Source organism: Streptococcus sp. DD04 (assembly GCF_001578725.1).
GTDB classification, from domain to species: domain Bacteria; phylum Bacillota; class Bacilli; order Lactobacillales; family Streptococcaceae; genus Streptococcus; species Streptococcus sinensis.
The window spans coordinates 313,691-326,608 of sequence record NZ_KQ968978.1; the positions used below are offsets into that span (position 1 = coordinate 313,691).

Annotated in this window: 9 protein-coding genes; all 9 read left to right on the forward strand. The window is 42.7% G+C overall.

Going from position 1 to position 12,918, the window contains the following annotated elements:
- On the forward strand, nt 1-1,582 hold a 1,582-nt coding region (locus tag STRDD04_RS06495; RefSeq protein ID WP_062200442.1), incomplete at its 5' end, for an amino acid ABC transporter ATP-binding/permease protein.
- Nucleotides 1,583-2,176 carry an MptD family putative ECF transporter S component gene (locus STRDD04_RS06500; protein ID WP_062200445.1) on the forward strand — a complete coding sequence of 198 codons (594 nt, stop codon included), beginning with the start codon at nt 1,583-1,585 and terminating at the stop codon, nt 2,174-2,176.
- Nucleotides 2,173-2,853 (forward strand): energy-coupling factor transporter transmembrane component T, encoded by a 681-nt coding sequence (locus STRDD04_RS06505; RefSeq protein WP_062200448.1) that lies wholly within the window; start codon nt 2,173-2,175, stop codon nt 2,851-2,853. Before STRDD04_RS06500 ends, STRDD04_RS06505 begins: the two co-directional genes overlap by 4 nt.
- Nucleotides 2,814-4,247, forward strand: a complete 1,434-nt coding sequence (locus STRDD04_RS06510) for an ABC transporter ATP-binding protein (RefSeq protein ID WP_062200451.1) — start codon at nt 2,814-2,816, stop codon at nt 4,245-4,247. The genes STRDD04_RS06505 and STRDD04_RS06510 overlap by 40 nt, the downstream gene beginning before the upstream one ends.
- Nucleotides 4,248-4,666: 419 nt before the next feature.
- Complete coding sequence (locus STRDD04_RS06515; RefSeq protein ID WP_062200454.1) at nt 4,667-6,037, forward strand: DUF4832 domain-containing protein; 1,371 nt, start codon at nt 4,667-4,669, stop codon at nt 6,035-6,037.
- A 550-nt stretch (nt 6,038-6,587) separates the two neighbouring features.
- Complete coding sequence (locus tag STRDD04_RS06520; RefSeq protein ID WP_062200457.1) at nt 6,588-8,669, forward strand: NAD-dependent epimerase/dehydratase family protein; 2,082 nt, start codon at nt 6,588-6,590, stop codon at nt 8,667-8,669.
- Nucleotides 8,670-8,689: 20 nt separating this feature from the next.
- Nucleotides 8,690-9,607 (forward strand): protein kinase family protein, encoded by a 918-nt coding sequence (locus tag STRDD04_RS06525; RefSeq protein WP_062200460.1) that lies wholly within the window; start codon nt 8,690-8,692, stop codon nt 9,605-9,607.
- Nucleotides 9,600-11,426, forward strand: coding sequence for a DUF2194 domain-containing protein (locus tag STRDD04_RS06530; protein ID WP_062200463.1), 1,827 nt, complete (start codon nt 9,600-9,602; stop codon nt 11,424-11,426). The genes STRDD04_RS06525 and STRDD04_RS06530 overlap by 8 nt, the downstream gene beginning before the upstream one ends.
- A 33-nt stretch (nt 11,427-11,459) precedes the next feature.
- Nucleotides 11,460-12,863, forward strand: a complete 1,404-nt coding sequence (gene pelF / locus STRDD04_RS06535; protein WP_062200466.1) for a GT4 family glycosyltransferase PelF — start codon at nt 11,460-11,462, stop codon at nt 12,861-12,863.
- Nucleotides 12,864-12,918 lie beyond the last annotated feature (55 nt).

Genomic DNA, 12,918 nt, shown 5'->3' on the forward strand with positions numbered 1-12,918 from the left:
GGCTGTGCTTTTTGCAGTGCTGGGTTTTGTCACAACGCTGGCAATTCCAAGTTTGTTGATTATCTTGGGCTTTTCTGCTCTTAAGAATCAGGCACCGTCTGCTTGGTATGTGCTACTGCTGATAGGCTTGGCTTTAACCAGAGGGCTTTTCCGCTATGGGGAGCATTATTTTGGTCATTATGTGGCTTTTCATTCCTTGGCGGATCTGCGTAAACTAATTTTTGCCAAGCTTCGTCGGTTGGCCCCGGCAAAACTGGATCGGCAGGACAGGGGGAAACTGCTCAAAATGATTGGAGAGGATATCGAGGCCTTAGAAATCTTCTTTGCTCATACGCTGGCTCCGATTTGTACAGGCATCTTATCAGCTCTTTTAATAGCGACATATTTTGCTGGCTTTTCTCCTTGGTTTACTCTGATAGCTCTAGCGACTTACTTTCTGCTAGCTGTGGCTCTGCCTCGGAAATTTGCTCTTGACTTAGAGCATTTTCTGCAGGAGCAACATCAAAGACGCACATCTTATATTTCCTTCTTTTTGGAGAGCTTGAAGGCTATGGGGGATTTGGTCCAGTTTGGCAAAGTTCAGGAACGCTTTGAATTTTTATCTCAAAAAAGTCAGCAGGTTAATCAGCTAGAACGACAAATTGCGCAAAAACAATTCCTTCAACAGGCTCTAACATTTTTAGTCGTGGGTATGGCAGTCATGCTTTTTGCCCTCACTGCCTTCTATCAGATCCAGAAGGGGCAGTTGCTTCTAGAAAGGGCTGTCCTAGCTTTGGTAGCTTTCTCTAGCTCTTTTGCTCCCTTTTTGGAACTGGGGCGTTTACCCCTTGGTTTTAAAAGAGCCATGAATGCGGGCAGCAATGTCTTTGGTCTTTTGGATGAAAAAGAGCCTACTCAGACTGGGCAAGCATCAACCGTCAGCTTAGAGCAGATTTCGACGGAAGATATACATTTTGCTTATGACAATCGCAATGTTCCAATTTTCGAGCACCTTTCAGCTCATTTTGAAAAAGGAAAAATTATCGGCTTGGTCGGATCTAGTGGTTGCGGGAAATCTACTTTGATGAAACTGCTCATGCGTTGGTATGACCCACAAGCTGGCAGGATTATCTTCACTGGTCAGGATTCACGAGATATTGGCCGCCAGCATTTGCAAGCTTCCTTTGCCTATGTGCCTCAAACTGCTCAGCTCTTTCATCAGTCTTTGCGGGAAAATCTGCTTTTAGGGAAATCCGGTATCAGAGATGAAGCAATTTGGGATTTGGCGGCAAAGTGCCGGCTCAAAGAGCGCTTGGAAGGTCTGCCTGAGGGATTGGATACGATTGTTGATGGAGAAAGGGATTTTTCTGCTGGAGAGCGTCAGCGGTTGGAACTCATGCGAGCCCTGCTCAAGAAAGCAAATTGCTATATTTTTGATGAGCCAACCAGCAACCTAGACTCCCTCAATGAAGCAGCTTTTCTCTCCATCGTTAAGGAAGAATGCCAAGGGATGGTATTTTTGATCTCCCATCGCTTGTCAACGGTAGCTTTTGCGGATGAGGTTTATGAACTAACACCTTCTCAGTTAAAAAGGATTAGATAAATGAAAAAATTAAAAGTTAAAGATATTATGCTGACGGGAGCTTTTGCTGCCCTCTACATTCTCTGCGTCGGGCTAGGCGTACTTGTTGGAAGCTTTTTTGATCGCTCTGGCAATATGATGTACGCTCCAGCTTTTGCTGCAGTTTTTGGAGGAACAGTCTATATGCTTCTGCAAAGCAAGATTAAAAAATTTGGGGCAATCAGCCTCTTGGGGATGGTGATGGGAGCCTTTTTCCTCCTTTCGGGCCATTTCTTTATTGCTTTTCTGCCAGGTCTGGTTTTTGGATTTTTGGCGGATTGGATTGCGAGATTGGGGAGGTATGAAAATAAATCCCTGAGCCTCCTGTCGTTTGTTGTCTTCTCTTTTGCTAATTCAGGCCCCATTATTTTCATGTGGCTGGCGCGTCAGACCTATATTGATAGCTTGATAGCGCGTGGAAAGACAGAGGAATATATCAATCGGATTCTGCTGCCTGTAGACTTCCCAACGATAGCTGGTTTTGTTGGAATGGTTGCTGTCGGTGCTCTAGTTGGTGGACTTTTTGGTCAGTATCTAGTGAAGAAACACTTTGTTAAAGCAGGGATGGCTTCATGAAATTAGACGTCCGTAGCAAGGTTCTGCTGGTCTTATTTGCTAATCTGGCTTTTCTGCTTAGAGTTACGGGCTGGCCTGAAACTGTGCTAGTTTTAGGGCTGGCTCTAATCATTGCTCTTATGGATAAAAAGAAAATGTCCCTCTATTATCTGAGTATCTATCTGCTCTTGTTGGCAGTTGATACTTTTTTACTGGATTTGCTGCCGTCTCTGCCCATTCGTATGCTGACAACGATTGCGACAGCTGGGCGCTTTATGCTGCCTTCTATCATGGCTGGAAGCTTGCTTCTGACAACCTCCAACGCCTACGATCTGATACACGGACTCAGAAAATGGTACTTGCCAGAGAGTTTACTCTTGACTTTAGCTGTAATGCTACGATTTTTACCAGCGATTAAGGCAGATGCCAAAATGGTCAGCCGCAGTTTGCGGCTAAGAGGGATGTTTCTACAAAAACGAAGCATCTTCCTGCAGCCTGTTCGCTATTTTGAGTATATGATTGTTCCGCTTCTAATGTCTCTCTTGCGGACGGTACAGGACTTGACTATAGCCTCTCTGACCAAGGGATTAGCCCTAAAAAGAGGTAGCACAGAAACCTTTGTTTCTCGCTTCAGACTGTTAGATTGGAGTATTTGCCTATGGATGCTAGGTATGCTAGTTTGGATGATTCACCCTTGATTGCTGCGGATTCTTTGACTTTTTCTTATGAGAATAGCAGAGCAGACAGTCTGCAAGTAGACCGCTTACAGCTTCCGACGGGGAGTTTGACAGTGCTCTGTGGGGTCAGCGGCAGCGGCAAGTCAACTTTCCTGCGTCTCTTAAATGGCTTGATTCCGGATTACTATAGAGGTGATCTAAGCGGAAAACTACGAGTGGCAGATCTGGAAGCAGGTCAGCAATCGGTCGAAGATTTATCTGTGGTGGTAGCCTCGGTCTTTCAAAATCCAGCCAATCAATTTTTCCACAAAATCGTCAAGCATGAGTTGGTCTTTCCTAGTGAAAATCAGGGGAAACCAATCCAGCAGATTTTGGCACAATTGAGCAGGCTGACTCAGGACTTTGCTTTGGAAGGCTATCTGGAGCGGGATTTATTTAGCCTGTCAGGAGGAGAAAAGCAGCGTGTAGCCTTGTTGACAGCTATCATGCAGGACACTCCGATTATGGTCTTGGATGAACCGACGGCCAATCTGGACCGGCGGGGAATTGAGCAAGTGAGAGAGCACTTAACAGACTTGAAGGCCCGGGGCAAGACTATCTTGGTGGCCGAGCATAGGCTGGATTATCTGCGAGATTTGGCTGATAGTTATCTCTATTTTGATCAGGGCCGGTTGCAACATGTCTTTTCCCAAGCAGAGTTTCTGGGCTTGTCGGATCAGAAAAGGTGTGCTCTCAGTCTGAGAAGTATCCATTTGCCAGGGTTCAAGGCAGCAACGGTTTCCCCCTTTTCTGAAGGACTGACAGTTGAAAATTTACAGCTAAGAGCTGGGAGTCAAAATCTATCTTTTATCCCCAGATTTAGTTTTCCAGCTGGGCAGATTACGGCTATTATAGGACCGAACGGAGCTGGTAAATCTACCTTAGCTACCTATCTAGCTGGTCTTTTAGACGATGATGATGCCCGCTGTGAGCTTAATGGTTCAGCCTTATCTGCAAAAGACCGTCTGCAAAAAACAGCCTTGGTCATGCAAGAAGTGCAGCTCCAGCTTTTTGCGGATAGTGTCGAAAATGAGCTGAAACTGGGAAATCACAGCTCGCCGAAAGAGCGGGCAGAAATCTTATCTCGGCTGGGTTTAGCGGGGATGGAAGAGCGCCATCCGATGACGCTGTCAGGCGGAGAACAGCAGCGCTTATTGATTGCCAGTCAGATCTTGTCTGATAAGGAGATTTTCATTTTTGATGAGCCAAGTTCGGGTCTGGACTATCGCCAGATGCGAGCAGTCGCGGAAGTCTTACAAGATTTAAAAAGGGCTGGCAGAATTGTTATCCTTATCTCTCACGATGAGGAATTGCTGGAGCTGACAGCGGATCAGCTGCTCGAATTGACCGATGAGCAGAAGCAGATATTTTCATAAGAGTTCACCCAATAAGACTTTTTCTATAGCGAAAAGGTCTTATTTTTGGTAAAATTAAGAGGTTAAACATTGAGATATTAAGGACACCTGTCATCTCAAGAACAGGGCATGTTTGGTAGCTCAAAGTTTAGTTTTGAGCTTGGAAATAAAGTGTCCGATAGGAAGCAGCAACAGTAGGTCAAGTTGAGGTCAAGCTTGTTTGCTCTATTTGCAACCTTCTACACTCCCACAGGGCTGTTGAAGCCAGTATTTTCCTTAGCTTTGGGAAAACTTCTCAACCTGAACCTAGAAATACAGGATTGAGGGAGCTAAAAATCTTTGATTGTCTGAGTTTTGCCCAGCCTCGCTAACGACGTAATAAAAGATGGGCTAAATGCTTATACTAAGCCAGTAATGATTCTTTTTTGAAAGGCAGGAGAATGAAGAAAAAAGTGATTTTTGCTGTTGTATTCTTATTTTTAATGGTAGCTATTGCCCTCTCTATCCATCGTTCTGTAGATAGGAGGACGTTTTCTTATTCAGCAGCAGCTGTTGGGAATCCTTTGATGGGCTATGCACCTTCTGCGCAAGAATCAGATCTTTCAGATGACATCAGCCTGCTATATGTTGAGGTTACTTGGAGAGAGTTGGAGCCTGAGAAAGGCATTTATAGATGGGATGCTATTGAAAAGGCAAACCAGTTTAAAAAATGGCGAGCAGAAGGCAAGCATTTTGTGCTGCGTTTTGTGCTGGATTATCCTAGGGAAAAGCAACATAAGGACATTCCAGACTGGCTCTATGATGAATTAGCGGATCCAGGTGACTGGTATGATTCATCATATGGTAAAGGCTTTTCTCCAAATTATCATGATAAAAAGTTAGTCAGCTACTATCAAAAAGCTGTTAAAGCATTGGGAGAACGCTGGGGGCAAGACAGTTTTATCAGCTATATTGAGCTGGGAGGATTGGGGCATTGGGGAGAATGGCATGTTAACCTGGAGGCTGGAATCCGTCCACTGCCAAATGACAGCATCCGCGAGCAATATGTGACGCCTTGGCTGACGGCTTTTCCAGAAGCCAGCTTCTTGATGCGACGCCCCTTCTCAACAGCGAAAAAATATGGTTTCGGTATTTACAATGATATGGCTGGTGATGCAGCAAGCACGCAGGAATGGTTGGACTGGATAAAGCTAGGTGGAATCTACGACCAAACAAACGAAAAATCCTTGACAGCCATGCCTGACAGTTGGAAAACAGCGCCAATCGGCGGAGAATTGACCAGCAGTCTGTCTATGGAGCAACTCTTGGTTTCTGATTTGCAGCAGACAGTTGATTTGGTAAAGACCTCTCATACAAGCTTTTTAGGTCCTAAAATCGCTGAGGCAGTTGATGGGGATAAAAAGGGATATGACAAGCTTTTGCAACATATGGGGTATCGTTTGTGGATTTCGTCTGCAAAACTGCAAAGATATGGTGGCACTATAAAACTGATTACTACTTGGGAAAATGCCGGTGTTGCCCCTTTTTATAAAAACTGGAAAGTCTATGTATATGTGCAAGATGATTCGGGGACAGAGATTGAAAAGACAGAACTGCCGATTGAGCTGCCAAAGGTCCTTCCAGGCGAGCAGGTAACGGTTGCCGTCAATCTTTCAAAGCTAAAATCAGCAGAAGCAGTGTGGCAAAAGTATCAAATTTCTGTCGGAATTGTCGATCCCATGACAGGAGAGAATGCTGTTCACTTTGCCGTCGCTGGTCAAGAAAATCAGAAGCGGCTCATCTTATTCACAAAAAATTGGGATGCAGGTTGACTAATACTGAAAGAGAATCTATTTTAGACGAGATAATCGACGAAGGTAGAACTGGAGTTCATCAAGGATATTTAACACCGTCAAAATAGAATTTTTTTTGGACATCAGAGGAGTTCTGCTCATTTTTCGATAGCAATACGTCATTTTTTTCTTGACTTTTAAAAACGACAAGTGTAGAATATATTACAAACTACAGTTGTAGAAAAAACGACAATATTGCATGGAATGAGGAGAGAAACAAAGATTATAAAAACGCTAATAAAACTCATTCAACTTCTATTTTTAACAAATTCTTATTCGGAATTGAATGCAACGATATCAGTCACAAATCTTATGATCAATTCGATATGTAGTTTAAATTAACATAGAACACATATATATGTGTGTCATGTATTGAAAATATACAAAATGTCAAAAAAATACAATGAGTAGAAAATATTATAATTTTAATTTGGTAAATTATTTTATTATTGAAATCAGTTTGTTACAATGTTCTGATAAAATTTTCTACAGAGTCAAATTGGAGTAAAAAATCAAATTGGAGTAAAAAATGACACTGTTATTAACAGGAGACCTAAATTATTTTTCCGAAGAAAGTCTGTTAGAGGCTTTTCCTGAGGAGCGCTTGTTTATACTGGGCAATCTGGCCAAGCCTTTAAAGAAGATTAGACACCTTCCATTGGATGATTCGACGGACTTGCAGCTCCTTTTTAGAACATACGATATTAATCAGATTATCTATTTTTCAGCTTCTCTAAATGCTATTTCTGAAATGAACACTGAAATGTATCAGCTAAGAAGGATTTTGGATAATCTCAAAGCGTCCGCTTCTCTTCGTTTCCTTTATGTAACGGGACCGGATCGCCATTATCAGAATGATAGCAGTCGGCGGATTATCCTGTCCAGTGCGGAGGAACTTTGTCAGTATTATGCGAGGACTTATCACTTTTCTTTTAAAATTATTCATTCACTGCACCTGTATAATCTTTTAGATGAAGAGGATAGTCTTGGACAGCTGCTTTCCAAGCTCAAGCATGGGAAAGCAATTGATTTCAAAGTGAATCCGAATCAAAGAGCTTATTATATCTATCCCAAAGACTTACTGGTGCTCTGTTATCGTGTATTAGACTGCTGGGATGATGAATTTGAATGTCTTTCGATTCCGGATTCATTTCATATCACCTATGCTGAGTTGTTCTCAAAACTAGATTTGGCTGGGGCTGACATCTTTTCTGATGCTTTGCCCATCAGGGAATTGCAGGTGGCGGATACTTCTTTGAGAGAGCACTATGGCTGGTTCCCGAAAGTTACGATTTTAGATGATCTGGAAGATTTTGTCTACCAGACCCAGGAAAAGAAGGACCTACCCAGGTGGCGGCAGCTACTGATGCTCCTTCATTCTCAGAATATCTATGGCCGCTTCCTTCAATTTTTCTTGCTGTTTGCTATGAGTGAAGTTCTTTCTTATACCTTGGGACAGCAGGTTTACTTTAAAACTGTTGATTATCGTCTATTTTTTATCATGGCAACGGCTTTTATCCTCGAGACAAAAATGGGCTTGCTGGCAGCTGTCTTGGCAACCGTTGGTCTCCTTACTCAAAATGTTATTAGCGGATCCAGTAATTTGTCCACTCTCTTCTTTGAACCATCCAATTGGATTCCCTACATGGTTTACTTCATTTCTGCCATGATTAGTGGCTATGTCAAAGAGAAGGGGCAAGATGAGCTTGCTTCCTTGAAGTCTGAAAATACGGATCTGCGTCAGCAGCTGGAAGCGGAAAAGTATTATATAGATGACTTGCTGACAGAAAAGGCGGAGTTGTCCTATCAGATTTTGGGACGGCAGGATAGCTATGGGAAAATCTATCGCTTCTTGGAGCACTTGGATACGCCTTATTTGGATATCTTTGTCGTGCGTCTGCTACAGTATCTGTCAGAAATCTTCCAAACAGAGTCGATTTCGATTTATTCTGTGCAGCAAGGTCGGCTGGATAAACTGCAATTTTCATTGGCTGTTTCACCTGCTCAACCGGGAGACATGGATAAAGTAGCTGCCATTTTTACCCATATCGAAGAAGAAGGTATCTGGGTCAATCAGCATTTAAGAAAAGCTTATCCTATGTACATGTCAGCTTTAACAGCAAACGGTGACATAGATTACTGTATCTTCATTGAGGATGTTTCTGCAGAGCGATTAAATCTATACCATAAAAACCTCTTTAAAGTTTTGATGGGCCTTGCCAATCGCAGTTACCAGCAGCAGTTAACAAATCATCGCTTGCTAGAAAATAATGGCCGGCAGTCAGAGCTTGTTTTGAGCGAAAGTGATTTTTATCACAAATTGCTACAGATAAAAGAAATGGATAGTCCTTATTTTAATGCTCAGATTTTACACCTAGCAGTAGCTGACAACTTGCCTTCTGCCCTTGTCCAGCTTTTGGTCTCAAAATGGTCCATGTTTGCCACCATAGGTCTGATCCGTGACGATTATTATCTCTTATACAATGCCCGTGCAGCCGAGTCTTTATTGGACTGGCGCGAATATTTGACTCAGCGTGGAGTAGAAATCGTAGGGATTCAAAATCTTGAGGAAACCATTGAAATCATCCAGTTTTCACAGGACTTATCCTAAAGAAGAGGAGTATGATTCACATGCTGATACCTATTTTTTTATTTTTGCATTTGCTCATTATTTTCTTGGTTTTGAAGGAAGAAAAGAAAGGTAAACTGTTTTTGAATCCTTTTTTGCTAGTGCTTCTCTGCATGTTTCCAGTTCTGGGAGTCATTACAGTGTTGGCTATCAACTTAGAAAATGCTAAGGCAGAATCAAGGCAGGAACTGAGTTTTGAAGAAGTCATTCCCTGGCTGTCAGATGAAGCTTTTGATGGGGAGATGGATACAAAAGGTGCAACAGATATGGAAGTCAAGGAAATCATTCCTTTTCAGGAAGCCTTGCTGCTGAATCATGCCAGTATCAAACGCACCTTAATTATTGACCTTATCTTTGAAAAGCCGGATCAATTTGTTCCCTTGCTACACCAGGCCCGTTTGAATGATGATATTGAGGTGGTTCATTATGCCACGACAATTTTATCAGAATTAACGGCTAAATATGACGCAAAATTGCATAGCTTAGAAAAGAAGATGCGGCAAGATCCGGACTCTCTGCAGGCAAAGAAAGCCTATATCTCCTTCCTACAGCAGTACATGGACAGTCAGTTGGCAGAGGGGTATTATGAAAATACACTGCGACACCGCTATGCTGAGTTGGTTTCTCGTCTGCAGAAAGAAAATATCATGCTGGAGAAGTCTTGTTTTGTCAGGTTGGGAGAAATGTATCTAAAATTTCAAGATATGCAGCGCTTTTCAAAGCTCTTAAATCAGATGCAGCAGCTCTTTCCTGAAGAAGAGGAGACCTGGATGCTGAGGCTGAAAGCGATTGTGACTTGGAAATCTCAACAGGAATTGTCCGATTTTTTCCATGAATTAAAGGAAAATCATATTTATCTGTCTGCGAAAAATCGAGAATTCTTAGCGGTTTGGCAGCAAGAAAGAGAAGAAAATGTTTAAAAAGAAAAGGATTCGTTTTACAAGCATAAGGACTATTTTTATCGTTCTTGTACTCATATCAGTCGGTCTGTTCATTGAGAGAAATGGGATTCGTTATCAGACGAAAAATGACCAGTCGTACTACTTGAAGAATTCACAGATAAAAACGAAAAAAACTGCGCTTTCCGAGGTTGCAGTTACGAATTTACTGATTTATGATTCGAGAAACCAGACTTCCGCAAGTGCGATTGATAATTTTAAACAGATTTTTGAAGATATGAAGGTGGGAACAACCTATGTTGACATTGCCACAGAAGAACTTCCTGATTATTCTGCTTTTCAATCTGTTACAGTTTTAACGCCTGACTTGGAACCCTTGGGAGAAAAAGCAATGCAGTTAATGGAATGGGTGGAAAATGGCGGTAATGTCATGTTTGCAATGACTCTTCAGAAAGACAACATCAGCTCGATTATTGAGCATAAGCTAGGCATTACTTCTTCTTCCTATGATTATGCTGTTGTGGACAAAGTCTATATTGAAAAAGGTTTTATGATAGGAGATCGACAAAGTTACACAATTGATGAAGCCTTTGAATCAGCCTGGGCGGTTGAATTGGATGACAAGGCCCAAGTGTATATGACAACGGCAGATAAGGCTAAAGTTCCGCTTGTGTGGACCTACAACTTAGGATATGGACGATGTGTCGTAGATAATTTTGGGCTCTATGTCAAGGCTATGCGTGGCTTTTATTCAGCCTCCTACTCTTTGTTGGGTGATGTAGGGGTTTATCCTGTCATCAATTCTTCCTCCTTTACCCTGGACGACTTTCCTTCCCCTGTCCCAAACGGAAATGCGGAATATATCACACGTGATTATCAGATGAGTGTTTCTGATTTTTATATCAACATCTGGTGGCCTAACATGGTTAAGCTGGCCGATAAATACGGTCTCAAATATACAGGTGTAGTCATCGAAAACTATGAAAATGACACCAGTGGCCAGGTCGAAAGGCAAGCTGATACCTCTCGTTTTACCTATTTTGGCAATATGTTGTTGCAAATGGGAGGAGAGATTGGCTATCATGGCTACAACCACCAGCCTTATAGTCTATCTAATGTTGATTACGGAGATGCGTTTGAGTACCATGTTTGGCCCGATGCCAAGGCCGTTGCCAATTCTTTAAACGAGTTAATAGACTTCACGGATAATCTCTTCCCAACCGTTGAAAAATCAGTCTATGTTCCACCATCAAATATCCTCTCTCCTGAAGCTAGAAAATTTGTAGCTGCCAAATATCCACAGATCAAAGTCATTGCTAGCTCTTATTTCTCTAAGGATTTTGAATACGAGCAGGAGTTTGAGGTTGCCGAAGACGGCATCATTGAGGAGCCGCGAATCAGTTCGGGAACGATTATTGATGATTACATCAAACTGACCATGGTGTCCGAGCTCAATATGCACTATGTCAGTCACCATTTTATTCATCCAGATGACCCTTTGGATGAGGACCGTGGGGCAAAGATGGGCTGGGAAAAAATGTTTAGCAATTTGTCTAAACAGATGGCCTGGCTCTATAAAACAGCTCCCGTCATTCGCAATCTGACAGAATCTCAGATGGGCGGAGCCATTCAGCGCTATTCCGGTATTACCGTCAGAAAGGAAGTGACGGATAGTCAGTTCACTTTCCATCTAGGGAACTTTGTGGATGAAGCCTACCTGATGGTGCGGATAAATGAAGGGAAAATCGGAACCGTCAAAGGAGGTCAAGTAGAGCATCTGACAGGAAATGTCTATCTGCTTCATGCAACCAGCGACAAGGTGACCATTCAGCGCAAGTAAGCTACACATTCTGAAGGATTGAAAGGAAAAAATGTGAGAATTTGTTTGATCTTAGAAGGGTGTTATCCCTATGTCAATGGGGGCGTTTCCTCATGGATGCACCAGTATATCACAGAAATGACCGAGCATGAGTTTGTACTACTTACACTAGGAGCCTACTCAAAAGATCGCGGGAAATTTAAGTATCAGCTACCAGAAAATGTAGTCGAAATTAAGGAAATGTTTCTAGATGGAATCACTGATTTGGACGAAGCTCAGCTAGAACTGCCAAGAAGTTTAAACGACAGGGAAAAAGGGGCTTTGAAAAACCTCATTGCCTGTCAGTCTCCGGATTGGGCTGTGTTATTTGAACTTTTCCATGTCGGTCAGCTCCAACCGCTGGCATTTCTGCAGAGTCAGGTATTTTTAGATCTGCTGACAGAAATCGTTGCAGAAAACCATCACCATCAAGCTTTTGCGGAATTTTTCCATTCGACGCGTTCTATGCTCTTGCCGGTGCTTTATCTGATGACTCAAGAACTGCCCAAGGCGGATATCTATCATTCCATCGCAACAGGCTATGCGGGACTCTTGGCTAGTCTGGGCAGTTATCTCTATCAGGTGCCCCTCTTCTTGACCGAACATGGGATTTACACGCGCGAACGGGAAGAAGAAATTCTACGTTCTGATTGGGTCTTGCCGACTATGAAAAAGCGTTGGATACAGTTCTTTTATATGCTGTCCAATCTCATTTACGATCGGGCAGTCCGTGTGACCAGTCTCTACACCAAGGCCAAATTCATCCAAGAAGAAGTGGGCTGCGATCTTGAGAAATGCCAAGTCATCTCGAATGGCATCCATTACGATCGCTTTGCCAATATCCCTCTGAAAAAAGAAGATGGCTGGATTGATATTGGAGCCGTTGTCCGCATTGCTCCTATCAAGGATATCAAGACCATGCTTTATGTCTTTTTTGAGTTATCACAGAGGGTACCTAAGGTACGGCTGCATATTTTAGGTGCTGTAGGCGATGAAAGCTACTATCAGGAATGCCTTCAGCTCATGAAACAATTGGACATAAAAAATGTCGTGTTCACTGGTCAGGTAGATGTTATCAGTTATATGGAGAAGCTGGATTTTACCATTTTAACCAGCATCTCAGAAGCCCAGCCCTTGTCGGTCATCGAATCAATGGCGGCCAGACGCCCTTGTGTGACAACCGATGTTGGCTGTTGTCGCGAATTGCTGGAAGGCAGCAAGGAGGACAAACTTGGAAGGGCTGGTTATTGTGTTCCGCCTACCTATCGTGTCGGCTTGACTCATGCCATGGAAAAGATGTGCAGCTCACGCCAGCTGCGTGAAAAAATGGGGGAAATTGGTCAGAAGCGGGCAAAGACCTACTATAGATATGAAAAAATGATAGGACAGTACCGAGATCTTTATTTGGAGGTGGAATAATGGCAGGCATTGGCTTTGCGATTAATAAAATTGTAAAAGAGAAGCAAATCTCTTC